The 25,947-nt window shown below is 51.1% G+C and carries 21 protein-coding genes and 1 tRNA gene; 3 read left to right on the top strand and 19 right to left on the bottom strand.

Going from position 1 to position 25,947, the window contains the following annotated elements:
* Positions 1 to 905 precede the first annotated feature (905 nt).
* The 12 genes from KM934_RS09670 to KM934_RS09725 all read right to left on the bottom strand — a co-directional run bounded on the left by KM934_RS09670 (position 906) and on the right by KM934_RS09725 (position 15,499).
* Positions 906 to 2,537 carry a M6 family metalloprotease domain-containing protein gene (locus KM934_RS09670; protein ID WP_215760411.1) on the bottom strand — a complete coding sequence of 544 codons (1,632 nt, stop codon included), beginning with the start codon at positions 2,535 to 2,537 and terminating at the stop codon, positions 906 to 908.
* A 16-nt stretch (positions 2,538 to 2,553) separates the two neighbouring features.
* Positions 2,554 to 3,339, bottom strand: coding sequence for an EFR1 family ferrodoxin (locus KM934_RS09675; RefSeq protein WP_215760412.1), 786 nt, complete (start codon positions 3,337 to 3,339; stop codon positions 2,554 to 2,556).
* A 67-nt stretch (positions 3,340 to 3,406) separates the two neighbouring features.
* Positions 3,407 to 4,051, bottom strand: coding sequence for a tetratricopeptide repeat protein (locus KM934_RS09680; RefSeq protein WP_252344962.1), 645 nt, complete (start codon positions 4,049 to 4,051; stop codon positions 3,407 to 3,409).
* Complete coding sequence (locus KM934_RS09685; RefSeq protein WP_215760413.1) at positions 4,048 to 5,289, bottom strand: M64 family metallopeptidase; 1,242 nt, start codon at positions 5,287 to 5,289, stop codon at positions 4,048 to 4,050. Before KM934_RS09685 ends, KM934_RS09680 begins: the two co-directional genes overlap by 4 nt.
* An 11-nt stretch (positions 5,290 to 5,300) precedes the next feature.
* The gene (locus KM934_RS09690) at positions 5,301 to 6,227 is read right to left on the bottom strand and encodes a glucosaminidase domain-containing protein (protein ID WP_394369501.1); all 927 of its coding nucleotides are present in this window, start codon (positions 6,225 to 6,227) and stop codon (positions 5,301 to 5,303) included.
* A 100-nt stretch (positions 6,228 to 6,327) separates the two neighbouring features.
* Positions 6,328 to 7,659, bottom strand: a complete 1,332-nt coding sequence (lpdA, locus tag KM934_RS09695) for a dihydrolipoyl dehydrogenase (protein ID WP_215760414.1) — start codon at positions 7,657 to 7,659, stop codon at positions 6,328 to 6,330.
* A gap of 12 nt (positions 7,660 to 7,671) precedes the next feature.
* Complete coding sequence (gcvPB, locus tag KM934_RS09700; protein ID WP_215760415.1) at positions 7,672 to 9,060, bottom strand: aminomethyl-transferring glycine dehydrogenase subunit GcvPB; 1,389 nt, start codon at positions 9,058 to 9,060, stop codon at positions 7,672 to 7,674.
* A 29-nt stretch (positions 9,061 to 9,089) separates the two neighbouring features.
* Complete coding sequence (gcvPA, locus tag KM934_RS09705; protein WP_215760416.1) at positions 9,090 to 10,406, bottom strand: aminomethyl-transferring glycine dehydrogenase subunit GcvPA; 1,317 nt, start codon at positions 10,404 to 10,406, stop codon at positions 9,090 to 9,092.
* Entirely contained in the window at positions 10,407 to 10,766 is a 360-nt protein-coding gene (gene gcvH / locus KM934_RS09710) for a glycine cleavage system protein GcvH (RefSeq protein WP_215760417.1), read from the bottom strand.
* Positions 10,767 to 10,846: 80 nt separating this feature from the next.
* Entirely contained in the window at positions 10,847 to 11,932 is a 1,086-nt protein-coding gene (gcvT, locus tag KM934_RS09715; RefSeq protein ID WP_215760418.1) for a glycine cleavage system aminomethyltransferase GcvT, read from the bottom strand.
* Between the two features lie 77 nt (positions 11,933 to 12,009).
* Complete coding sequence (locus tag KM934_RS09720) at positions 12,010 to 12,720, bottom strand: lipoate--protein ligase family protein (protein WP_215760419.1); 711 nt, start codon at positions 12,718 to 12,720, stop codon at positions 12,010 to 12,012.
* A 484-nt stretch (positions 12,721 to 13,204) separates the two neighbouring features.
* Complete coding sequence (locus tag KM934_RS09725; protein ID WP_215760420.1) at positions 13,205 to 15,499, bottom strand: NADP-dependent malic enzyme; 2,295 nt, start codon at positions 15,497 to 15,499, stop codon at positions 13,205 to 13,207.
* 314 nt (positions 15,500 to 15,813) lie between these two features.
* Here KM934_RS09725 and KM934_RS09730 point away from each other — a divergent pair, with 314 nt between their 5' ends.
* Positions 15,814 to 16,446 (top strand): TetR/AcrR family transcriptional regulator, encoded by a 633-nt coding sequence (locus KM934_RS09730; protein ID WP_215760421.1) that lies wholly within the window; start codon positions 15,814 to 15,816, stop codon positions 16,444 to 16,446.
* A gap of 146 nt (positions 16,447 to 16,592) precedes the next feature.
* Here the strand turns inward: KM934_RS09730 and KM934_RS09735 are convergent, their stop codons facing one another.
* From KM934_RS09735 to KM934_RS09755, 5 genes are all read right to left on the bottom strand, one after another.
* Positions 16,593 to 18,257 (bottom strand): AMP-binding protein, encoded by a 1,665-nt coding sequence (locus KM934_RS09735; RefSeq protein ID WP_215760422.1) that lies wholly within the window; start codon positions 18,255 to 18,257, stop codon positions 16,593 to 16,595.
* Positions 18,258 to 18,274: 17 nt separating this feature from the next.
* A complete protein-coding gene (locus tag KM934_RS09740) occupies positions 18,275 to 19,939 on the bottom strand; it encodes an AMP-binding protein (RefSeq protein ID WP_215760423.1) in 1,665 nt (554 codons plus the stop codon).
* 174 nt (positions 19,940 to 20,113) lie between these two features.
* Entirely contained in the window at positions 20,114 to 21,361 is a 1,248-nt protein-coding gene (locus tag KM934_RS09745; RefSeq protein WP_215760424.1) for an ABC transporter permease, read from the bottom strand.
* On the bottom strand, positions 21,358 to 22,554 hold the full coding sequence (locus KM934_RS09750; protein WP_215760425.1) for a pyridoxal phosphate-dependent aminotransferase: 1,197 nt from the start codon (positions 22,552 to 22,554) through the stop codon (positions 21,358 to 21,360). The genes KM934_RS09745 and KM934_RS09750 overlap by 4 nt, the downstream gene beginning before the upstream one ends.
* A gap of 197 nt (positions 22,555 to 22,751) precedes the next feature.
* Positions 22,752 to 23,471, bottom strand: a complete 720-nt coding sequence (locus KM934_RS09755; protein ID WP_215760426.1) for a phosphatase — start codon at positions 23,469 to 23,471, stop codon at positions 22,752 to 22,754.
* A gap of 36 nt (positions 23,472 to 23,507) precedes the next feature.
* Between KM934_RS09755 and KM934_RS09760 the strand changes: the two genes are divergently transcribed.
* Positions 23,508 to 23,738: a hypothetical protein gene (locus tag KM934_RS09760; RefSeq protein ID WP_215760427.1), complete on the top strand. Its 231-nt coding sequence runs from the start codon at positions 23,508 to 23,510 to the stop codon at positions 23,736 to 23,738.
* Positions 23,739 to 24,181: 443 nt separating this feature from the next.
* Here the strand turns inward: KM934_RS09760 and KM934_RS09765 are convergent, their stop codons facing one another.
* Positions 24,182 to 24,346 carry a hypothetical protein gene (locus KM934_RS09765; RefSeq protein WP_215760428.1) on the bottom strand — a complete coding sequence of 55 codons (165 nt, stop codon included), beginning with the start codon at positions 24,344 to 24,346 and terminating at the stop codon, positions 24,182 to 24,184.
* A 314-nt stretch (positions 24,347 to 24,660) separates the two neighbouring features.
* Here KM934_RS09765 and KM934_RS09770 point away from each other — a divergent pair, with 314 nt between their 5' ends.
* Complete coding sequence (locus KM934_RS09770) at positions 24,661 to 25,692, top strand: CNNM domain-containing protein (RefSeq protein ID WP_215760429.1); 1,032 nt, start codon at positions 24,661 to 24,663, stop codon at positions 25,690 to 25,692.
* A gap of 94 nt (positions 25,693 to 25,786) precedes the next feature.
* On the opposite strand, the gene KM934_RS09775 is transcribed toward KM934_RS09770, so the two are convergent.
* Positions 25,787 to 25,860 (bottom strand) — tRNA-Arg (locus tag KM934_RS09775).
* Between the last annotated feature and the right edge of the window lie 87 nt (positions 25,861 to 25,947).

Here is a 25,947-nt window from a genome sequence, read left to right on the forward strand (position 1 = left end):
CGGACTCAAGCGGATAAGCGGCCGAATCAAGAAGACAGAAATCCTAATCATCTTCTTCGGCATCCACACGGCTAATGCAGTACAACTGGCAAGAAGAATTGCAAAAGCGGAACTCCATCAGGCTGCTTAACCTCGTATAGCATTATCCTCCATGCAAGGGATAACTATGCCCTGACAAGACAAGAATCGACCAAAATTACGATAAAACTCCGAAAATAAGCAGACGATGGCAACCTCGGAAGGCATACCCTCGTCTATAGATATTGAATTCTTAGAATTAAACGACAACCCCTAATTAAATGCAACTAACTGAAGTTCAATATGTTATCTTTCAATATGTTTCTGCGGTTCGCTGGGGAATGATTACCTTTGGGTGTTAAAACCAACAAGAATCGACATGAAATACTACTCCCAATACCACAGTTGCGAGCTGTTTGAGCTTCAAGTGTCTCTCGGGTTTGAGCAAGCCCCAACCGTTGGGTGAAGCTTGCCGACAATCTTCCCTGGGACAAGATAGAGCAGGGCTTGTCGACAAGGTCCGGTTGATCCAACTGCGCTGCCTGGCGGACTTGCTGACATTCCTTGATTTCCTACCGGGCAGTCAAGCCGTCTCCTCTCGTGCTTCAGCCGGCATGATTGCAAGTGTCTCAAAACCTTTCGGCTTACTCCCGAAAGACCTTGCCCTAATTGGGATGGTAGCACTCCAAAGTTGGGCTATTCAGTGCAAAAAAGTGCAAAGCAAGTTAGGGAAAGCTGTTGCCTATACCGTTATGCAAGGCAAGTATAACTACGCGTAGAAACGTGGGACACATATGGTCTCAGAAACTGTGCGGACAGTAAAGGCAAGAAGCCTTTTATTGACTTCTTGCCTGATAGAGGGTCTTCGTAATGGTGTAAACGGAAGGTTACTTCACTACAAATTTCTTTCCGTTGCGAACATAGATGCCGGGTTGCAGCGATTTGACGCTTGTGCCCAGACGCTGACCATTGATGCTGTAGACTACACCGTCGGCAGTGGCATGGTTCGTTGATACTTCGCTGATGCCTGTGGCGTAGCTGCTGATGAAATCGAAGGTGATCACGCCGTTCTCCTCTGCAATGTTGGCCAAGGCTTTGTCTACCTTGTGGAACGTGCTATTGGTGGCTGACTTGGGATTTGTGCCAGCATACCAATAGAAGTTGGGGATGCTCATGTTGTCGTTGAGGGCCGTAACGTTGCTGGTTCCGGGATAGGGATCGCCCTTATGGCTCTCTAAATATTTGTTGCTGTTGGCCTTGATATACGATGACAGGCATTCGCCATCGGCTGGCACAACGGCCATACCTGGCTTCCCGGCTTCGTTGTTGAGCTTGGTGTTGATGTAGATGTTGGTGTTGCCCACCTCGTTGACATGGTAAACCAGCAGGCCGTGGCCAGGCAGCGACCGGTTCCAGCCTTGCTTCTGGATGTTCTCCAAGAGGAAATACTCCAAGGGCTCCTCGTCGTTTTGAATCTTATAGACTACGCCGCCCTGCTCCGTTGTCTTGTTCATTTGGATGCCCGTAGCGCTTTCTTTGAGCGTCTGTGTGGTTACGGGCCACTCCATCTGAGTCTTTTCCCATGCGGTGTAGGCCGTGGGGCGATAGCCGTTGCTAACATATTCGCCACCGTCCATCAAGTCCCAGTACTCCATCTCCTGGTTGTTAACACGGGCTGAGGTGGTGGTGGGGTAGATATCGGGCAGGCCCAGTGCGTGTGAGAACTCGTGGCAGGTAACGCCTACGCCAGTAATCATCAGGGTGGGGTCGGTGTTGCTCACGGCGATGGGCGACAATTCGCTGGCCATGCTGTACCAGTTGAGCTTCAGGCCCTTGAACGTGCCATTGGCTGCGCCAGTCTTAGCCCAAACGGTGTTGGCGCCGCCGCCATAATTCTGACCGATGCCAGCGTAGATGATGTAAACACAGTCGATGAGGTTGTCGCCGTCGTTATCGTAGACTGATGCGTCGGCCACAGAGTCGACAATCAGGCTGAGGGCGTCATTGACAAGATCGATCGATTTCTCACCCGATGACGAGCTCTCAGGGCTCTTGCCATAGTATTCCATGGCCTTGGGAAGGGTGACGGGGCCGTAAATGTCGAACTTGGGACGGAACAGTCCACCGCTCATGTCATGGAAATATTGGCTCACACTGCCGTGGTTGCGGTAGTTGCCGTTGCCCAGGTCATCGAGTGTTCCTTCTTGGTTGAAGAATTGTTGGAACGCTTTCTTAGGCTGTTTGACGGTGATGGCCGAGTCGGCAAAGTTGACGAGGATGGTAAGGATGCGTGGTGAGCCCTTGTGGGGCACGTAGTTGGGTGATGGCTTGCCCAACACCTTGTGGGTGCTCTTCTCGATAGGCACGATGTCGTGCTTGCCGAAGCGCATGCCGACTGTTCCTTCCTCGTCAAAGACAGGGGCGGGAACCTTGTTGCCCCAACGGTCGGTTACTATGTTTTGAGACCAGGCGAAAGCGCTGGTCAAGCACAGAGCAGTAGTGAGTATAAACTTCTTCATAATGGTTTCGTTTCTGTTATTTGTCTTTCGTTCGTTGATCAAAATGATATTGTCCTTTGTGTTGTGTGCGTCGACCGTACTCGATGGCATGGTGCGGACAGTGGTGGTAGCAGGCAAAACAGGTGAGGCATGAGCCGTCGTGCCGCCATTGGGGCGTACTTCCGGGACCGCCAATGATGTCGTGGACAGGACATACTGAGGCGCAAATGCCACACGCCACGCAACGCTCGGAATCGACATGGAAGGGGCGGTCGGTAATGAGCCGGTGGGTGAAATAGCCGCCAATGATGCGTGAGTTGATGCGGGGCCAATGGCCTCGGTGCAGTTGGCGTACTCCTTTCTCACGTTTCGCGATGATGGGTTCGTAGGATTGGAGCAATGCGGCGGCCTCGTCTTTCTTGGCCTTTTCCTTCGCCTCCGTGTCAACATCCATGAAGGGTAAGCCAACATACGACTCGGGCATGATGAGCGAGAAGGCTGAATCGAGATGGATTCCCACTTCGCTCAAGTCCTTTTCGAGTATCTCAATCGTCTCGCCGATGTTGTCGCCGGCTGTGCAGAGGGCATAAACGTAATGCCCCTCTGCCCTTAGGCGAAGTCTTGAAACGAAGTCGCGCACCAATTTGGGCGGGCGCCAACCATGAACGGGGAAGCAGAACCCGATGCGTTCGCCTTCCTTTAGGTCAGGGGAGAACGTGCCGGTGGGGTGGTCGGGGATGAAGACAAGCTCCTCTTGGGTGGCCTCGCTAAGATACTGGGCTGCCCAACGTGTGTTGCCTGTGCCTGAGAAATAGAATATCATGTTTGCAAAATTATGAAAAAAAAGGCACAAAACAAGTCTGTCGGTCAATAAAAGACGTGTTGACAGCTTATTGTGTGCCTTTTCCGTTTATTTGGTCGCAGCATCCTTGTATCATGTTGCGGATTTGCGCTATGCGCGCTTTTTTATTGGTGGTGTATTGAGTGTAATAGAACCATGCGCTCTGTAGGTTGTCGAGAGCGTCGATCCATTGGTTGCGAAAAGTGTGTATGAGTCCTATCTTGTAGTAGGCGTCGCCTTTCTCGTTGTTGTGGCAGACGGTGAGCATCTGTTGGTAATTGAGCAGGGCCTTGTCGTATTCCTTTAGGTTGAAAAGGCTTTCCGCATTGGCGAAGTAGTAGAATGAGCGTTCCTGGGGCGCGAATTTCTCCAACTTTGGAATGGCTTTGCTGAGACATTCCGTGGCGTGCTCGTAGTCCCACTCATAGTAATAGCACACGCCTAGGTAGGCCTGAAACCGTGGGTTGAGCCGATAATGCTGGTTAAGGTCCTGAAGGATAAGCATCGACTCGTGGTATTTCCCGTTTTGGAAATAATCGATGGCCATCCCCAACCGTTCGCTGTCCGTTGGTTGTGCCCATGCCCCGATGTTTCCCGTCATGGGAAAGACAAGGAACATAAGCACCGTACTGATTGTGCGGAGGTAGCGGACGGGTAGGGATGTCTTGCCTAACGTGTGATGGCGAAGGATCATTCAGTGTAGAAGTTGATGAGGTCACGCAGTGCCTTTTGGCAGGCTGGGCAGAACTCCGGAATCTCGTTGGTGCGCATGCGGCAGTCGTTGCAGGCGCGGTAAACGCCCTTCATCTTATAGCCGCCGCCTTCTACGAGGCCAACGCCGGGCTTCTTGCCAATCATTTCTTCCCATTTGCCCTTGAAGTTTACCTTCGTGGTGATGTTCTTCTCCCAAGGCTCTACATCGAGAGGATACATGTTGACCTCTTCGTTTTCGTAAGCGTACTCATCTGCCAGACCGGCGAAACTGTGTCCGAACTCATGCACAACGACGGGTTTCGACCACTTGTTGTGGATGGTGGAGAGAAGGTATGAATTGAGGATGCCACCGCCGCCATAGCGCTCGGAGTTGACCAACACGAGGATGTGCTCATAGGGAGTACCGGCCAGTAGGTCGTGCATGTCCTTCAGGTTAGAGGTCGTGAGGTAACGCTCGCTGTAGTTGGTGTCCCAGTGTGAGTGCAGGGCTGTGTTCTTCCAGATGCCCTTTCCGGGCTCACTGGCACCGCTATCTTTTGACGGCGACTTCACGGCAACGATGTTGAAGCGGTCTCTCATACCCTTGAAAGGCTCGTGTGCGAACAGGGCTTCCATGGCCATTTTTACATCTTGTATGAAGGTGCCCATCTCCTCGGGACGGTAACCTTCGGCAAGATAGGCCAGGTGGATGCAGTTGTTAGTGTCTTTCGCCTGTTGAATAGTCTCGAACGGGGTGACGTCGCGATAGCCTATCTGGCGGATGAGGATGTCGGTGGGCACCACTTGGTGCGTGAGCTTTGAAGTGATTTCGCGGCGGTTGTTGCGTAGGTCGAGCGTGATGTCGACGGTGTCCTTGGGCATTGGCACGAGGAACACGTTCTCAAACGAACGCTCTGTGGTCAAAGCCTCGGGTTCTTCCTGCCACTCTTGAAATAGAGTGGAGAAGGAATTGCGGTAGATGATACGCTGGGTCTTATGGTCGCGAACGGTGATTTGCCCGTTGCCCTCAACGGGAACCTCAGCAAGGCGCTTGCGCTTGCCATACCAACGAGGCTCAACGCAGAGTTGGTCGAGCGCAATGTGCTGCGTGTTATGGGTACCCGAGAAAATGTAGTCGATACGAAGTGTCTTGTCTTGGAAATACTGACTGAAGTCCTGTGCTGTGCTGCTGATGCAACACAACACGGCAAACGCTGCTGTTAAGAGTGTTTTTTTCATAATGAGTTAGATTAATAAACCTTTAGCACTTCACCGACACGGATCTGGTGGTCGGGTGAGAGATGATTTTTCTTGTATAGGTATTTTACACGCATGCCGTAGTATTGCGAAATCATATACATGTTTTCGCCAGCCTTAACGACGTGTGGACGGTTTTTGTATTGCTTGGGAGCGCGACGGCGTTTTTTCTTCAGATAAACAATTTCACCTGCATGCAGCACATCCTTACGGCTGCGCTCGTTGTAGGAAGCCAGTCGGCGATAGCTGAGCTCGGTCTCTTTCGCTATCGACTTGAAGGTGTCGCCTTCGCGCGCCACGATGTAATAGTTCTTATTGAAGATATGGATGGGGTGTAGCCCCGCATTGGTGTCGGCGGGGCGGTCGTTGCCTGCGCGCTGGGCCATGAACCTGTCGTAGCTATGCGCCTTGTCGTATTGCCACAACTTATAGAGGTCGATGAGGTCGATAAGCTTCTTCGCATAGTGGGGGTTTGTGGCGTATCCGCATGCCTTGAGGCCATTGGCCCAACCGCGATAGTCGGTCGGTTTCAATTGGAACAGGCGGGCGTAGCGTGTGTTGCGTGCGAGGAACTTGCTGTGATCTTCGTAGCTTTGGCGTGGATTGTCATAGGCTCGAAAACACTCGTTGGCAGCGTCGTCGTCTTTGTTCATTGTGCGGCCTGTCCACCCATGACACTTGATGCCAAAGTGGTTGTTGCCGCGTGTGGATAGATCGCTTTTTCCTGCGCCACTCTCAAAAAGGCCTTGGGCTAAGGTGATGCTGGCAGGAATGCGATATTTAAGCATCTGCTCGATGGCGAGATCCTTGTATTGATCGATGTATGTCTGGTATTGCTGGTTCCATTTCATTTGCGCCTGTGCAGCGATGGAGGCGCAAAGCATGAGGAGACAGCTAAATAGTTGTCTGAAACGAGGCATGTGAGTTGTTAACTTTACATTTAATGCAAAGTTAATAAAAAAAGCCTATAGTCAAGGATTATAGGCTTTTTTTAACGTTTTGAGGAGACGAAAGGTTGACTTAGTGGCTTGCGGCGTTGAGAAGAATCTCAGACAACGTTGGGTGAATGTGCACAATTTCAGCCAAACGATCGGCGGTTGCATCAAAGTTCATCAGTGTTGCCACCTCCTGAACCATCCATGAGGCCTCTTGTCCTAAGGCATGGCAACCGATCAGTTTTCCCTGGTCGTCGCATACCAACTTAAGTAATCCGTCGGTAGCCTCAGAGGCTTGTGCACGGCCATTGGCACGATAGAGTGATTTGCGTACAGCGCATGCTATGCCCATTTCTTTGCACTTGTCTTCGGTAAGTCCCACAGAAGCAATTTCTGGGTGAGTGAAGACGGCAGCAGGCATGATGTTGAGGCGAATGTTGTCGGTTTTTCCTAAGATGTGGTTGATGGCATGGAAACCTTGGAATGTGGCTGCGTGTGCAAGCATCTGGCGACCGTTGACATCGCCAATGGCGTAGATGTGGGGCACAGTGGTCTGCATGTTGTCGTCGACCTCGATACCTCTTCTTCCCACTTCGATGCTTGTGTTCTCAAGCCCTAAGCCCTCTACATTGGCTTGGCGACCTGTAGCTACCAAGATGCAGTCGGCCTCGATGGTTTCTGAAGTTCCCTTCTTCACGTTTTGGTAGGTAACCTTGTCGCCATCCACTTGCTGAAGTCCGCATCCGAGATGGAACACAATACCCTGCTTCTCCATCGACTTACGCAAGCGACGAGCAAGCTCTTGGTCCATGGGGGGGAGGCATTCCTTCATGAATTCGATGATGGTGACTTTGCTACCAAATGCCCGAAAGACGGAGGCCATTTCCAAACCAATCACACCTGCGCCAACAATGCAAAGATGCTGGGGCGGAGTAGAAAGGTTGAGCAGTTCCTCTGACGTGACCACACGTGGGTTGGCGCGAATCTCGTCGGGGCTCAATCCAGATACGGGAGGCATCTTGGCCTTTGAGCCTGTGGCTATGAGGATATCCTTTGCTTTGACAGTTTCTTCGCCCACAGCTACGGTGTTGGCGTTCACAAGGGATGCGTGTCCGTGCAGGAAGGTGATAGAAGGTTGACCGAGAAGAGCTTCGATACCTTTCCGCAATCCATCAATAACCTGATTCTTGCGGTCGATGGCGGCAGCCAAACGCATTGCGCCCTCATTGGGAACGGCAACAGCTTTTTCCGCGTCGTGAATCAACGCCTTTGTGGGAATGCATCCGCAGTTGAGGCAAGTGCCACCTGCGAAGGCTTCTTCAGCGATAACCACTTGCAGGCCATGCTTGGCTGCAAAGGCAGCGGCCTCGTATCCACCGGGGCCACTGCCAATGATGATGAGATCAGTTTGTATCATGAACTCGATTGCTTATGGGTTCTCGGGGTATGTCAGAACAGGATTCTTAGCTGCGAGCACATCGTCTACGCGGCTGATAGGAGCGTTGTGGGGAGCTGTCTTCACCAACTCGGGATCTGTCTTGGCCTCCTCGGCAATCTTGCGTAACACAGCAACGAATCCGTCGATGCTCTCCAGACTCTCCGACTCAGTAGGCTCAATCATCATGGACTCGTGGAACAGAAGTGGGAAGTAGATCGTAGGAGCATGGTAGCCGTAGTCGAGCAGGCGCTTGGCCACGTCCATCGTGGTAACACCTGTAGACTTGTCGGTCAAGCCATTGAACACAAACTCGTGCTTGCTCAGGCCCTTGATGGGAAGTTCGTAAACATCCTGCAACTTTGCCTTGATATAGCTGGCATTGAGCGTTGCGGTAGGACCAACCTTCTTAATATACTCGTAACCGAGGCTGAGGATGTAGGCCCAAGCGCGCATCTCCACGAGGAAGTTGCCCTGATAGGGGTTGACTGTCGGGAAGAATGACTCCAACTCCTTACGGCACCCCACAGGGCCGCTGCCAGGTCCGCCACCACCGTGAGGTGTGGAGAAGGTCTTGTGCAGGTTCAGGTGAATCACATCGAAGCCCATGTCGCCCGGACGGCATACGCCGAGAAGCGGGTTAAGGTTAGCTCCGTCGTAATACATCAGACCGCCACATTTGTGAACCATCTCCACGATCTTGGTGATGTTGTGCTCGAAGATGCCCAATGTGTTGGGGTTGGTCATCATCATGGCTGCAACCGTGTCGTCGAGCTTGGTTGCCAAGTCGTCGACGTCGACGGTACCGTCTTCCTTACTCTTGACCTCAACAACGTCGAGGCCACACACCGCTGCCGAAGCAGGGTTGGTGCCATGGGCTGAGTCGGGGACGAGTACCTTTGTTCGCTTAAAATCGCCGCGGCTCTCATGGTACCCTCTGATAATCATCAGGCCCGTGAGCTCACCATGAGCACCAGCGCATGGCTTCAGGGTGACGGCACCCATACCTGTAATCTCACACAGCATCTTCTTGAGCTCATCAGCGAGAGCTTGTGCTCCTGCCACCGTAGAAGCTGGCTGAAGCGGGTGCAGGTTGACGAATGCGGGATGGTTGGCTGCCTCCTCGTTGATCTTGGGGTTGTACTTCATCGTGCATGAGCCTAATGGGTAGAGGCCGTTGTCCACGCCGAAGTTGTTGCCGCTATGATTGGTGTAATGTCTGACCACAGTCATCTCGTCGCACTCGGGCAGGGCAGGTGCTTTGGTGCGGCTTACGTCTTTGCGTAATTCGTGATGGGGGAACTGGTTTTTAGGAAGATGGTAACCAACTCGCCCTGGACTGCTCAACTCAAAGATGAGACGGTCGTATAATTTGTTGTTCATGGATTGTTTCGTTTAATGGGTAAGGGCGTTTAGGAAATCAAAGCAACCAGTTGGTCTATCTCTTCCTTGGTGCGCTGCTCGGTGACGGCGAACATGACGGTGTCGTCGGAGATGGCTACGCCGCCCATGAAACCGTTCTCGACCCACTTCTCTTGGAGAGCCGCGAGGTCGCCATCATACTTGACGCAGAACTCGTTGAGGAATTCCTGGCCAGGAAAGGCATCGCAGAAGTGTCCGGTAGCGATCAGTTGGTCGTGCAGATAGTGGGCTCCATCGCATCCCATCTGTGTGGCTTCCTTCAGGCCTTGCGGTCCCATGAGCGACATGTAGATGGTGACCCAAAGAGCCATGAGACCCTGGTTAGAGCAGATGTTGGATGTAGCGCGCTGTCTTCTGATGTGTTGCTCGCGTGCCTGAAGTGTCAATACGAACGCACGTTTGCCGTCTTGGTCGACAGTCTGACCGACGATACGTCCCGGCATTTTGCGCATGTGCTTCTCTGTAGTACACATGTAACCGATGTAAGGACCTCCCCATGACAAAGGAATGCCCAATGATTGACCCTCGCCAACGGCGATGTCGGCACCCCATTCTCCTGGAGTCTTCAGCATAGATAGGTCGGCAGCTACGCTATTGATAATGAGCAAGGCTTTTGCTGCATGGCAACGATCGGCCACGCCAGTATAATCCTCTACGATACCGTAGCGGTTAGGCTGTTGTACGATGAGGCCAGCCACTCCACCTTGAGCCAATGTCTCGTCGAGCGCCGAGAAGTCGGTTGCGCCATTGACTGTGGGTAACGACAGCAACTCGAGGCCATGGAAGTGTGCGTATGTCTTTACCACCTCTTTCACCTTGGGATCGATTCCGTCGCTGAGAATGACCTTGTTGGTCTTCTTGGTCGATGCTACCGCCATAAGTGCGGCCTCGGCTGTTGCAGTAGAGCCGTCGTACATGTTGGCGTTGGAGATATCCATGCCAGTGAGTCGAGCCATCATGGTCTGATACTCGAAGATATAGTGCAGAGTGCCTTGTGATATTTCGGCCTGATAGGGAGTGTAGCTCGTCAAGAATTCCGAGCGCTCCACGATCTGCGGGATAACAGCGGGCGTATAGTGGTCGTATGCGCCTGCTCCTGCAAAACATACCAATTGCTTGTTGAGCTTGCCGAATTCGGCGAGCTTCCTACGAATCTCTATTTCGCTTTGCGATGACGGCAGGTCATAGTCTTTCTTGAGCCGCACGTTATCGGGCACGTCTTTATAGAGATCGTCTACCGATTCAATTCCGATGACATCAAGCATGTGCTTGATGTCATCGGATGTTTGTGGGAAAAAGGGATGCATTTACTGATTTTTTGAGTTGTAAGTATCCTCGTCCATGAGGCTCTCAAGCTCCGAAGGATCGGAAAGCTTAACCTTTATGATCCAGTTCTCGTTGGCGTCCTGGTTGATGAGCTCGGGGCTGTCCTCCAAACTTTCGTTCACCTCAACCACTGTGCCGCTTACGGGTGACAGCAGGTCGCTTGCGGCCTTCACGCTCTCTACGGCGCCGAAGACCTCACCAACTTCTACATCGTCGTCCACGTCGGGCATGTCCACATAGACGATGTTGCCCAACTGCTTTTGTGCGTAGTCGCTGATTCCAACGTATCCAAATTCTCCCTCTACACGAACGTACTCGTGTGACTCGCTAAAATAGGTCATGATTCTTCTTGTGTTTTAATGGTTATTGTTATTATTATTATGTCTTGTGGTTTTCCCGTCCTGTTGTAGGCGGTATGGGCTTATTTCTTGTAATGCTTGTCGTAGAACTTCTTCTTGACGATTGTTGCGGGGAAGGTCTTCTTGCGGATTTGCACCTCCACGCGGTCGCCCAACTTCAATGAAGAGTCAACCAATGCCACGGCACAACTCTGGTCGACAGAGATAAGGCGATAGCCTGTGGTGACCTCACCAACCTCTACGCCATCTTTCAGCACCTTATATCCGTGGCGAGGCACGGCGCGGTCGTCGAGCATGAGACCTCTGAGGCGTCGAGCCACGCCCTCGGTCTTCTGCTTCAGCAGAGCCTCCTTGCCGATGAACTCGGGCTTGTCGAACTTGCAGAACATGCTAAATCCAGCCATGACGGGTGAAATGTCTTGTGACAGTTCGTCGCCGTAGAGAGGGAGACCCACCTCGAAGCGGAGTGTGTCGCGGCAACCCAGTCCGCAAGGTTTGCAACGACCGCTTTCCATGAGCTTGTCCCATTGGTTAACGATATACTCGTGGCTTCCGTAAATCTCAAAGCCATCCTCGCCTGTGTAACCCGTGCGGCTGACGATAACTTCCACGCCATCCACATTGAGGGTCTTAGCTGTATAGAACACCAAGTCCTTGCAGGGTATTTGCAGCACTTCCTCCATGACGGTTTCAGCCTCTGGACCTTGCACGGCCAACTGGCCGTAACGCTCTGAGCAATGGTCGATGTTGACGTTGAATCCCTCAGCGCTCGTCATGATCCACTCCATGTCTTTGTCGATGTTGGCAGCGTTGATGACGAGGAAATACAGTTGCTCGCCCATCTTGTAGACCAACAAGTCGTCGACGGTGCCACCGTCGGGGTAGCACATCATGCCGTAGAAGATTTGGCCAATGGGGGCTCCAGTTACATCGTTTGTGAAGATATGGTTGACGAAGCGCTCGGCGTCCTCACCAGAGATGAATGTCTCACCCATGTGGGATACATCGAATACACCGCAATGCTGGCGCACGGCGTTGTGCTCTTCGATAATAGACGAGTACTGGATAGGCATGTCGAAGCCTCCAAAAGGTTGCACGAGTGCGCCCAATGCTACGTGGCGATCGTAAAGGCAAGTTCGTTTGTTCATAGATATTTATTTATGGTTGTTAATTTAATGACGTAGTAGTTGACTGTACGGGTGGTAGGGATTATAGGTGCTTACAACTATTTTCCGTAGATGAAACTTGGCTCGAGATATTCTTTTTCGATCTCTTTGATTCCCTCGATGTCTTTCTCGTTGAGGCTGACTGATGATGTGCAGATTGTAGCGCGCAGCTTTTTCTTCATCTCCTCCAACGACAGTGGTGTGAAATCCTTGAGCAGCGTGATGCGTTGACGCACGCTTTGCACACCATTGCGACTCAGTTTCTGTTTACTGGGTGTGATGGCGTTGGTCATGTTCTCCATGTTGGTGTCGTAAAGGAGCGTGCCGTGAGCGATGACGCGGTCGGTCATGTGCAGGATGGCATTGCCCGAAATCTTTTGCCCGTTCAACATGATGTCGTTGTGGTCGTTGCGTTCAGCGGGAATTCCAATGGCGTTGAACGATCGTGTCAACATCTCCATGTAGTATGCGAAGCAGTTGTCGACGCTCTCCTCGCCAGTGATGTATGAAAGCATTACGTTTCCCATGTCGGCGTAGACGCAACCGCCACCGCTTTTCCTGCGGTAGAACTGAATGTTGTGCGATTTGCAGTATTCGATGTTCACCTCGTCCTCGATGACTTGGTTGCGACCGAATATGACGGTCGGATTGACCTGCCACATGAAGAAGCAGTCTTCTCCCTTGTAGATATTTCTAGCTACATATTCCTCCATGGCCAAATAGAAAGGCAGGCGCATGGTGCCTTTTGTGTCTATGTCGACGTAGATCATGGTTAATACTTCGTATTAGGTTTAATAATTCCGTGCAAATATACATATTATAATCATACGTTCCAAACTTTTTCAGTTAAAAAAACGTTCTATTATAAAATGGCTTTGAGGGGGATGCTGAATCACTTTTCTACCCAAAGAGTTTTGCTTCATTGGTAGCGTTGTTGTGCTCGTTACCGGAGGAAGTTAACCTTTTGAAATCAAGTTTGTTTTGTTGGGATTCTTCCTTGAAAATGGGACGTTTTCATAAAGCCTAATGGGCGAAGCAATACTTGCCTTAACCATACTGTGGCGAGAAAATGTGGCATCAATAAGAAACAAAGAATGGGCAATGCTATAAAATACAGCATTGCCCGAAAGATGCTTTCTACCTATTTTTCTATGGTTGATGCCTTGATCTTCCTGTTGGATGATGGACATCTCATACGAAAATAGGTGAGTTGTTAATGGGGAAAGCCGCATCAAGTTGCGGTGCCCCTATGGCTTATTCGCCCTTGTTGTTTTTCAGTTTCTCCACATAAGCGTCGATGGCAGCCACGGCGGTGATGTTTACCACATCCTGCACGCTTGCCTCGAAGTCGGTGAAGTGGATAGGCTTGTTCAGACCCATCTGGATCGGGCCAATGACCTCCACGTCAGGATCCAATCCCTTGAGAAGCATGTAACAACTGTTGGCAGAACTCATGTTCGGGAAGACAAGCGTGTTGACATCCTTGCCTTTCAGGCGTGTGAACGGATACTTGTCGTCGCGGAGCTCTTTGTTCAACGCGAAGCTGACCTGCATCTCACCGTCGACGGCCATATCGGGATAATCCTTCTGCAAGCGCTCTACAGCTTGGTGTACGGTTACGGGTGAGCCCACTTCGTCGGTACCGAAGTTGGAGTAGCTGATCATGGCCATCACTGGTTCGTCGTTGAAGAACGACACGGAGTGTGCGGCCAAGCGAGCCACATCGTAGAGCACACTATCGTTGGGATGACGGTTGATGAGCGTGTCGGCGATGTAGTAGATGCCCTTCTTTGTATTGAGAATGTGCATGGTGGCAAATGTATTGTAGGCGGGATTGATGCCTACCACTTCCTTGGCCACCTTGATCGTGTTGCTGTATTTGGTGTAAAGGCCTGTGATGAACGCATCGGCATCGCCTTGCTCCACCATTGACATACCAAAGTAGTTGCGTTCGTACATCTTGTCATAGGCTTCTTCGAAGGTGTAGCCTTGGCGTGCGCGTTTCTCTGAGAGATGCTTGGCGTATGTGGCGCGACGTCCTTGCTCCTTGTCGGCGCGCATATCGATGATTTCCACACCAGAGAGATCCAACTTCAAACGGTTGGCCAGGCGTGTGAGGCGGTCGGGGTTACCCAACAGGATGGGCGAGCATATGCCCTCTTGAAGCGCCTTTACGGCAGCTTTCATCATGGTGGGGTGACCACCCTCGGCAAACACCACGCGCTGTGGGTGCATGGCAGCGGTGGCATGAAGTGTGCGTGTGAATTTTGTCTCCTGGCCCAGCATCTGGCGCAGTCGTTCCTTGTATGCCTCCCAATCGGTGATGGGCGTTCTTGCCACGCCGCTTTCTATGGCGGCTTTGGCTACTGCAGCCGACACCTCTGTGATGAGGCGTGGGTCGACGGGTTTCGGTATGAAATATTTCGGTCCGAACTGTAGGTCGCTAACATGGTACACCTCGTTGACAATTTCGGGGATGGGCATCTTGGCTAGTTGGGCAATAGCCTTGACGGCAGCCAATTTCATCTCCTCGTTGATGGCTCTGGCATGCACGTCCAATGCGCCGCGGAAGATGTAGGGAAATCCTATAACATTGTTGATTTGGTTGGGGTAGTCGGAACGCCCAGTCGACATGAGTACGTCGGGACGAGCCGCCATGGCGTCTTCGTAAGAAATCTCGGGGACGGGATTGGCGAGTGCGAACACGATGGGATGGTCGGCCATTGACCTAACCATGTCTTGTGAGAGCACATTGCCTTTCGATAATCCTACGAATACGTCGGCGCCCTTGACTGCCTCCTCCAGAGTGTGGATGTCGGTGCGGCTGGTGGCAAATTCAGCCTTCTGCTCGTTCACGTTCTCGCGGCCTTTGTAGATTACGCCACGTGAGTCGAGCATCACGATGTTCTCGTGCTTCGCTCCGAGTGAACAATATAACTTGGTGCAACTGATAGCGGCAGCTCCTGCTCCGTTGACCACGATTTTTGCTTCCCTGATCTTTTTGCCAGCCACCTCAAGTGCGTTGAGCAATCCAGCGGCCGAGATGATGGCCGTGCCATGTTGGTCGTCGTGCATCACAGGGATGTCGAGCGTCTGCTTCAGGCGATTCTCGATATAGAAACACTCTGGAGCCTTGATGTCTTCGAGGTTGATTCCTCCGAATGTTGGCGCAATCTTCTCAACGGCCTCGCAGAATTTCACAGGGTCTTTCTCATTGACCTCAATGTCGAATACATCGACGCCTCCATAAATTTTGAAAAGCAATCCCTTACCTTCCATGACAGGCTTGCCACTCATGGCGCCAATGTCGCCGAGTCCGAGCACGGCTGTACCGTTGGAGATAACGGCCACAAGGTTTCCCTTGTCGGTGTATTTGTAAACGTCATCGGGATTGTTTTGTATTTCCAAACAGGGGAAGGCAACGCCTGGTGAGTAAGCCAAACTTAAGTCGGTTTGGGTACGGTATGGTTTTGTGGGCTTAACCTCAATCTTACCTGGTCTGTCTTTGAAGTGATACTCCAATGCAGCCTCTTTTGTGATTTTTACCATATTGCTTATAATTTATGCTTTGTTCGTGATGTTGTTTAGGTGCAAGCGAGTGCTATGAGATCTTTCTCTATTGTTGCTAATTGCAACCTCTCATCGGCAAAGTTAATAAAAAACGAAGTAACAGCCCTAAGTTTTCACTATTTTTATTATCTTTGTAAAAGATAATCGGCTATGGGCCATTCGGAATTGAACCATCCTGTTGCCTCTATGCGCATTCTATGCGTTCACGAAAGTGCATCCCGTTCGTCAACGATTCTTTCTGATAGCTTGAGCTGATGTAATCTCATCCACATCACCAATAGTTGCTTTGTAATATGACTCAACCAAACTACACAACGGAACATAGGGAAGCGCTTCGTGAGCAGATATTGAAGGTTGCTACACGCGAATTCACGACGATTGGCGTCAAGTCTGTGAAAATGGACGACATTGCCCGTAAGTTGAAGATTTCCAAGCGTACTCTTTATGAGATTTATGACAATAAAGAGCAGTTGCTCTTGGAGAGTGTGGCGCGTAGGATACATGAGTTTGACGCCACATTGGAGCGTTTCGACTCAAGTGGCGAGAAACAGGTGATAGATATTCTCCTTGAGTTTTATCGTCTCCAAATGGAAGAATTGCGCGATATGAACCCTGTTTATTATGAGGATTTGCACAAGTATCCGCGCGTGATGTCGTTCTTGGAGCAAGTCAACAAGGAGCATAAGGCTCATAGCAAGGATTTCTTCAAACGTGGTGTGCTGGAAGGTTATTTCCGCAATGACTTCAATTATGAGTTGATCAGTCTGTTGGGCAATAACGTGATGCAAAATGTAATGGAAAGCAAACTCTATAACACTTACAGTTTGCAAGACATCTTCCGCAACGTTGTCATGTTGTTCATACGTGGGCTGTGTACTGCCAAGGGCATTCTGGAACTCGACCGCCAGTTGGAGAGCAGGGCGTAAGGTTTTGTCGTTTCCCATCACCGATGGCCTAAATGCCAACGGAGGTTTGGGTTGATGATTGTAGAATAAAAACAAATCCCGCAAGATGAGAAGTTGATACTTCCAATCTTGCGGGATTCTTATAATGTCGTTATGCTGTTGCTGCCTTATTTTGTGTAGAGGAATCGCTTGATGGAACGCTTCGGGGTCTTTTCAAACTCTTCGTTGTGCAGGCGGATGGCCGACAGGTTGCAATAGTGGGGCAGAATCGTATTGAGCTGCTTGCGGTTCTCCTCCATGATGTTTTCCAGGTCGGTGTCGTTGAAGCCCATTTGCTTGGCTTCCTCAAAGTCGGGGTAAACCAGTCCCACGAGTTTGTCGCCTTCTTGGATCACCACGCTCTCAACCACCATAGTCATGGAGTTGAGCTTGTCCTCTATCTCCTCTGGGTAGATGTTCTGTCCGTTAGAACCTAACAGCATGTTCTTCGAGCGGCCCTTGATGAATACGTTGCCGTTGGCGTCCATCGTGCCGAGGTCGCCCGTGTGGAACCATCCCTCCTTGTCGATAGAAGCGGCAGTGGCCTCCTCGTTCTTATAGTATCCCAACATGACGTTGGGGCCCTTGCATAAGATTTCGCCAGGGACGTTCTGCGGATCTGAACTGTCAATACGCACCTGCATGTGCAGGGCTGCCTTTCCGCATGAGCCTGGAACAAATTCTTGGTAGTCGGCGTAGCAGATGATCGGTGCACACTCCGTAGCTCCATAGCCCACTGTGTAGTGGAAATGAATCTGGTGCAGGAAGGCTTCCACCTCTTGGTTGAACGCGGCGCCGCCGATGATGATCTCGTAGAAGTTGCCTCCGAAGGCTTGGGTTACTTGCGTGCAAATTTTCTCGTAAACCTTCCTGTTGATGCCCGGCATCTTCATCAAGAGACGCATCTTGGGATCCTGGATCTTCGGGAACACCTTCTTCTTGATGATCTTCTCGATGATGAGGGGTACCGAGATGATGACGCGTGGCTTCACCTCGGCAAAAGCTGCTGCGATGATGGCGGGTGAAGGAATGCGTGTCAGGAAGAAGATGTGGCATCCCTTGATGAACTCAAAGAGGAACTCGAACGACATACCATACATGTGAGCCATAGGCAAGATGGAAATGATATTGTCGCCAACCTTGATCTTGTTGCCTAATACGTGTTCGGCAAAGTCGGCATTGCTCCACAAGGCGCGGTAGGGAACCATCACACCTTTCGAGAATCCCGTTGTGCCGCTGGTGTAGTTGATGAGTGCCAGTTCGTCGGGGCTTTGCTCCTTATAGTAACTGATGTGCTCCTGACGGAAATACTTGGGGTATTTGTGTCCAAACATCTCGTTGAGGTGTTCGCGTGCATACGTCAATTTGTCGGTGCGCGAGAGCACAAGCGAATAGTCGGGAATGTAAATAACACCTTCAAGATGGGGCATCTTGGTAGTGTCGATCTGTGTGGCCACCACGTCGCCCACGAACAACAGTTTGGCGTCCGAGTGATTGACGATGTTGTGGATTTGGTCTGCCGTGAACTCATGCAGGATGGGCACGGCCACCGCCCCATAGGTGAGTGTGGCCAGGAAAGCGCACGCCCATGCCGAGCTGTTTCGTCCGCAGAGCGCAACTTTGTCGCCTCGCTTCACGCCCGAACTTTCAAACATGATGTGCAACTTGGCGATCTTGCGGGCTACGTCGTGGTATTGTAGAACCGCACCCTTAAAGTCGGTTAGCGCGTCTTTGTGCCAATGGTCAATGATGCTCTTTTCGATGAGCTCGTTAAAACTGGGGATCTGTTCCATGATCTTGGTATTGGTTGTTATGCCTCTTTGTAGAGGTATCGTTTGATGGATTTCTTGGGTGTTTTCTCAAACTCCTCAGCTTGGAGTCGTATCTCGCTGATTTTGCAGAAGCTAGGCAACAAGTTGTTTAGTTCCTTTCGGTTCTGCTCCATGATATTTCTCAGGTCGTCCTCGGTGAATCCGAGCGACTCGGCTTCGTGCATGTCGGGATGAACCAATCCCACAAGCTTGTCGCCCTTTTGGATGATGAGGCTCTCGTTGACCATGGCCATGGAGTTGAGCTTGTCTTCTATCTCTTCTGGATACACGTTTTGTCCGTTGGAGCCGAGCAGCATGTTCTTGATGCGTCCCAGGATGAAGACGTGTCCGTCTTTCGACATCTTGGCGAGGTCGCCTGTGTGGAACCATCCGTTCTCGTCGATCACGGCTTGTGTGGCCTGCTCGTTCTTGTAGTATCCCTTCATGACGTTCAGTCCGCGCGTAATGATCTCTCCGGCCTCGTTCTCTGGGTCGTTGCTGGCAATTCTCACTTCCATGTGCTTCACGGGCGTTCCGCACGATCCTCCCACGAAATTGTCGTAGTTGGAGAAGGTGATGAGCGGTCCTGTCTCTGTCGTTCCGTATCCCATGGTGATGGGGAAATGGATGCTTGTGAGGAATTCCTCCACCTCGCGGTTCAGTCCGGCTCCACCCACAACGACCTCGAACGCCTTGCCTCCAAACACATCCATGACGGTCTTCAGCATGTGTTCTTTCACCTTCTTGTTGATGCCCGGCATCTTCATGAGGAGCTTCACACGGTTGTTGTTGAGCTTGGGGAACACCAGTTTCCTTACAATTTTCTCCACGATGAGTGGCACCGAGATGATGACGTCGGGGCGAATTTCGATGAAGGCCTCCTGGATAACCGTGGGGCTCGGTAAGCGTGTGAGGAAGAAGAGGTGGTTTCCCAAAACAAACTGGAGCAGGAACTCGCACACCAATCCGTACATGTGAGCCATGGGGAGGATGTCGAGCACGCGCGAGTTGGCGGGCAGTTTGCTGCCCAACTCATCGATCAGGAAGTCGATGTTGCTCCAAACCGATCGGTAGGGGAGCATCACTCCCTTTGAGAAACCTGTTGTGCCACTGGTGTAGTTGATCATGATCAGCTCTTCGGGCTGGTCCTTATGATACTTGACGTGCTCCTTGCGGAAATACTTGGGATACTTGTGTCCGAACATCTCGTTGAGGTGCTCTCGCGCGTAAGTCAACTTCTCCGAGTTGCTTACCACAAGTGAATAATCGGGAATATAGATCACTCCCTCCAAGTTGGGCATCATGTTATAGTCGAGTGTGGTGCTTACCACGTCGCCCACGAAGAGCAACTTCGACTCTGAGTGGTTCACCACGTTGTAAACCTGTTCAGGCTTAAACTCATGCTGCACGGGCACGACGATGGCGCCATACGTCACGATGGCTAAGAAGGCGCATGCCCATGATGAGCTGTTGCGTCCGCAAAGCGCGATTTTGTCGCCCTTGCAGACTCCTGAACTCTCAAACATAATATGGAGTTTCTCTATCTTTCGTGCCACGTCATGATATTGGAGTGTGGCGCCCTTGTAGTCGGTCAGGGCGTCTTTCTCCCAATTCTTGATGATGGCTTGTTCTAGAAGCAAATTAAAACTGGATGCTTTGTCCATTGCACAAATAGAAATTTTGTGTGCAAAGGTACAACCAATTATGCACATTTCCAAAATTCATGTGCAGTATTTTTCGTTAAAATGTATCATTTATGTAACTTGCACACTCTTTCGGAGCGTGCAAGTTGTGTTTTTCCTTATTATGTTATGGCTTGTCCGTGATGGTTTAGTGGCTTATTCGTACCTCATGCTCTTGGCTGGGTGGATGTGCGAAATGAGATAGCTGGGTGCTATAAGCACAAACAGGCTGATGAGCAAAGTGGCTACGTTCAGGATGATGAGTAGCGGGATGTTGATTTCCACAGGCACGGTGCTAACGTAATAGGTTGCCGGGTCGAGCTTGATGATCCCCGTCCATTGCTGGAGCAATGCCATGCCGAGGGCGATGGCGTTGCCGATGAGGAGCGCCCTTCCGATGATGAATGCGGCAAACCACAGGAAGATGTGGCGTATGGTTTTGTTGCGCGTTCCCAATGCCTTGAGCACGCCTATCATGGTGGTGCGCTCGAGGATGATGATGAGCAGTCCTGAGATCATGGTCACGCCAGCCACCGACACCATCAGTACGAGGATGATCCACACGTTCATGTCGAGCAAGTCGAGCCATGAGAAGATCTGCGGATTGATGTCTCTGATGGTCTGTGTAGCGTAGGTTTCACCATAGCGGTCCTCCGTTCGGTTAATTTTTTCTACAAACCGGCTCTCCACTTCGTCCAGTTGCTTGAAGTCGTTCACGGTGATGGCCGCTCCCGACACCTGGTCGGGCTGCCATGCGTTGAGCTTGACGGTGGTGTAGAGGTCGGCGAAACACATCACCTGGTCGTACTGCGAGAGATTGGTTTGGTAGATGCCTTGTATGGTGAACCGCCTCATGCGCACCCCGTTCTCATCGATGAAATAGGCGAAGATTCGGTCGCCAGCATTCACCTTGAGCTTGTCGGCGATGTTCTGTGAGATCAGTATGTGGTTGCCCGACTGGCTGTCGGAGAATTTGGGAATGGATCCCGCTACCATGTTCTGGTGGATGAACGTGGTGTCGTATTCTTGCGCAACGCCTTCGAACATCACTCCCAGGAAGTCGGTATCGGTCTTGAGGATGCCTTGCTTGTAGGCAAATCGCTCCACGTGCTTCACGCCCTCTATGCCTCCAATGACCTTTATCATGGAGTCGTTCATGGCGATGGGCGCCTGGTCCGACGACATTTGGGTCATGAAGTTGGTTACCTGGATGTGTGAACCAAAGCCAATCACCTTGTCGCGGATGGTATGCTTAAAGCCGAGCACCACAAAAACCGAAAGGAGCATCACGACCAATCCTATTGCCACACCGGCTGTGGCAATAGTTATGGCAGGGCGGGAGACGTGTTGCCTTCCGCCTTTGTCCTTATAAAGTTTGTGGGCGATAAAGAAGGAAAAATTCATTTTCTACCAGGGTATGCCTCCAATGCTTTTCTGAGGATGAACAGGGCGCGCTCCAAGTCGTCTTTCTTCAGCACGTAGGCAATGCGCACTTGGTCGACGCCTGCGCCCGGTGTGGTGTAGAAACCGGCTGCAGGAGCCATCATGACGGTCTCGCCCTCATAGTTGAACTCTTCGAGGCACCATTTGCAGAACTTGTCGGCATCGTCGACGGGGAGCTGGGCCACCGTGTAGAATGCGCCCATGGGAATGGGTGAGTAGACTCCTGGAATGCGGTTGAGGCCGTCGATAAGACACTTGCGTCGCTCCACATACTCGTCGTAAACGTCGCGATAATACTCCTCGGGAGCGTCGAGCGATGCCTCGGCCACAATCTGTCCGATGAGAGGTGGCGAGAGGCGAGCTTGGCAGAATTTCATCACAGCCTTTTTCACCTCTTCGTTCTTGGTGATCAATGCGCCGATGCGGATTCCACATTCCGAGTAGCGCTTCGACACGGAGTCGATGAGAATCACGTTGTCCTCAATGCCCTTGAGGTGCATGGCGCTGATATAGGGTGAACCCGTATAGATGTATTCGCGGTAAACCTCGTCGGAGAAGAGATACAGGTCGTGCTCCTTTACCAGGTCGCGTATCTGGTTCATCTCGCGGCGTGTGTAGAGGTACCCCGTGGGGTTGTTGGGGTTGCAGATGAGTATTCCGCGTGTTCTCTGATTGATGAGCTCGTTGAATTTCTCCACCTTCGGCAAGGCGAATCCTTCCTCGATGGATGTGGCGATGGTGCGAATCTTTGCTCCAGCCGACACGGCAAACGTCATGTAGTTGGCGTAAGCGGGCTCGGGCACGATGATTTCGTCGCCTGGGTTGAGGCAACTCATAAAGGCAAACAACACGGCCTCTGAGCCTCCTGTGGTGATGATGATGTCGTCGGCCGACACATGGATATCGTACTTGGCATAGAAGTCCACCAGTTTCTTTCGATAACTCAGGTAGCCTTGCGACGGACTGTATTCCAGCACCTTGCGGTCGATGTGCTTCAGCGCGTCGAGGCCGCATTGCGGTGTGGGCAGGTCGGGCTGTCCGATGTTGAGGTGATAAACCTTTATGCCACGCTCCTTGGCAGCAAGCGCCAGGGGGGCAAGCTTTCTAATGGGTGACTCGGGCATTTCCAAGCCGCGTACGGATATTTCTGGCATGGTGTGTTTTCTTTATGTTATGCGCCTTTAAGGAGCTCAATTTGCTGCAAAGATATATTATTCTGTTGATATTTGCAAAGCACTTTACTATTTTATTTTGATTTATTTCCAAATCGGCCCTCGGATTGTTCGTGGAGTGGGGTGGTTGCCGCTATGGTTTATACCAAGGTGCGGCACCTGAGCATGTCGATGCGGGGCTATTGGGGCATGGGTTTCAGGTAATCCAGAAACCGCTTGGTGCTGTAGTTCATGATGAGCTCATCGGGCATCTCGGCTTCTTCTACCAATGGCATGATTTTGTCATACTGCGCTATCATCATCGATATGTGGGCGTCGCTTCCGAGAATTACGGGCACCTGATGCTTCTTGGCCAGTTGGAGCAGTTCGAGGTTGTTGGGGCGCGCCACGGTCTTGTGGCGGGCGGGCGCCAACGAGTGGTTGTTGATCTCGAGCAACGTGTGGGTCTCCTTCGACGCCAGCACCAGTTGCTCGAAGTCGAGCAACGCCGTGCCGTCGCCCGGATGGCTGATGATTTGCACGTAGGGGTTGCGCATGGCTTGTATCACGCCCGCTGTGTTTTCCTCCTTTGTTCCTCCCTGCCAGCACAAGCTGTGTATGCCGGCAATGCGCAGGTCGAGTGTGCGCAGGTCGCTCTCGTCGAGGTCTATCTCTCCCTGGGTGTTGAGAATGTTGAGTTCCGCTCCCATCATCAGCTTCACACCATACATCTCGCGTGGCACGCAATGCATGTTCCGGAAATAGATGGGTTGGCACGTGCCGGGTATGCTGGGTCCATGCTCTGTGATGCCGAGTATCTTCAGTCCCATGTGGGCTGCTGCTGTGGCCATCTCCTGGATGGTGCTGTATGCGTGGCCCGAAGCCACGGTGTGGGTGTGTACATCGAGTTGTGTCTTCATGATTCCGTTTTTTTCTCATGCAAAGGTACACATTATTTGAAAACCGAAGCATTTTTTTTGTTAATTCTTGTTTCTTGGTTTGTCGCAACACCTCCTACCTCTATGCACGGTCTTGCCATCTTCGTCGGGCTTGTCGATACGCTTTGTCACTCCGGTGGCGCAAGAGAATTGGTTGTTGACATGCCTGATGGTGGGCCTGCGCTTGGCCGTAGCGAGCAGTTGCGCAACAACATGTTGAATATACTAATGGCAATCGTTAAACCCTAATCTAATGACCGATTGAGGTTTAACGAACGCGGGGATAGATAGCTGTGGGAGGGGCGACAAGGATTTGTCGAGGGCGTAATCGTGACTCAAAAATCGAAACAATCTATACCGAAAACTACACGTTTCTTTTAAACGAGAAAAATGTTGGGCGCAAATATAAGATTCTTGACGAGTTTTTGTAATTGCTTATCAATCAGAGGTTTATCGCAACGATGCTTCGCTCGGCGTTTCGGAAACAACTTTCAACGTTGCGAAACATGCCTAACCGAGGCGCGAAACATGGCCTTTTAAAAGACGAAACATGCCCGATCGAGGCTCGATACATGTCCAGGCGCAACTCGAAACATGCCTAACGTTGAAATCAGGCTCCGTTGTTTGAAGCAAAATCTTGCAAATACAGGATTTTCCTCGTCTATTTCACATAAAAAGTGCGCACGTTTTTTTCAGAACAATCCCAACAATCCAATGGCACGCATCGATAGTTTCATCTTGATAGTCCGCCGATTCTTCCCCGTCGACTCTTTGCTGGTGAGATTCAAACCAGGGGCGGGGGATGGCCTGATGAGCGCCATGTAGCGGATGACACCCGTCGTGTTCGACCCCATCATGTTTCTTTTCCAAGCATGGGTGAGTAGGGTGACCTATTTGCCCACGAATCTTGGCATAGCCTCGCCGACAAACGGCAGATGGCCTTGTGGCCACATGCTCGCTCGTTTGGCTTAGCGAAAACAATGTGAATAACAGGATGTTTTAGTTAAAGAATTGCAATATATGATGGTGATAATAGTGAAATTATAACAAAACATGTATCTTTGTCTCGCAAATGATATACCAATTGTTCATATACCATAAGGCTCTTCGTTTATAGTAAGTGGGCTGCATCCCCCTACAGACAACTTATTATTAACGAGACAAACATTTAATGGGCTTAATCATTTTATACTTTTTAGGTGCTCTGTCACTATCCTTTTTATGTTCCGTCCTTGAGGCGGTCCTCCTATCCACTCCCATGTCGTTCATCACGATGAAGGAGAGCCAAGGCTACAAGGCCGCCCCGTTGATGAAGCAATATAAGAACAACGTAGACCGTCCGGTGGGAGCCATCCTTTCCCTCAACACCATTGCGCACACCATTGGGTCGGCGGGTGTGGGCGCAGAGTCGATCAAACTCTTTGGCGAGGAATATTTCGGGCTCATATCGGCCATTCTAACGCTATTGATTTTGGTTCTCTCCGAAATCATCCCGAAGACCATTGGCGCCTCATATTGGCGTTCGCTCGCCATGCCATCCACCAAGATTATCCGTGTGCTTATTTTCATCACCTATCCGTTGGTGCTGCTCTCCGAGCTCATCACGCGTGTGTTCAGTCCGAAGGGGCAGCAGGCTTCGGTGAGCCGTGAGGAGGTGTCGGCCATGGTCGATGTGGGCGCCTCGGAGGGCATCTTCCGCGAATCGGAAAGCAAGATCATCAAAAGCTGCATTCGTCTGGCGGGTGTCAAGGCCCGAGAGGTGATGACGCCCTCCATTGTGGTGGAGTCGGCTTATGTGAACCTAACCGTCAAGGCGTTCTACGAGCAGCAAACTTGGAATTTCTCACGCATCCCGGTTTATGAGAAAAACAAGGAGTGCATCATTGGCTATGTGCTGAAGGATGTTGTGCTGAAAGCGTTGTCGGACGACAAGTTCGATACCAAGCTCTCAGACCTGATGCGTCCGATACTCTCTTTCAATGAGAGCGATTCGGTGTACCAAATATGGGAGAAGATGTTGGAGAAGCGCGAGCACATTTCCGTCATTGTTGACGAATACGGTTGCTTTCGTGGCGTGGTGTCGATGGAAGACGTGATCGAGACGATGACCGGTGTTGAGATTGTCGACGAAGACGATGTGGCCGTGGATATGCAGGCTTTCGCCAAGGAAAAGTTACGCATGATGCGTGCGGAAATCCATTGACCGATTGGGGTTGAACGAGAGTATGGGCTTGTTGCGGATAGGGCAAACAAAAAAGAGAACTCTACATAAAGTAAAGTTCTCTTTAGCTCTGTTGTGACTCCGACAGGATTCAAACCTGTAACCTTCTGATCCGTAGTCAGATGCTCTATTCAGTTGAGCTACGGAGCCAAACCCTATTTGTTTTTGCCCGTTAAAGTGATTCCGACAGGATTCAAACCTGTAACCTTCTGATCCGTAGTCAGATGCTCTATTCAG

This window comes from Hallella faecis (assembly GCF_018789675.1).
GTDB lineage: Bacteria > Bacteroidota > Bacteroidia > Bacteroidales > Bacteroidaceae > Prevotella > Prevotella faecis.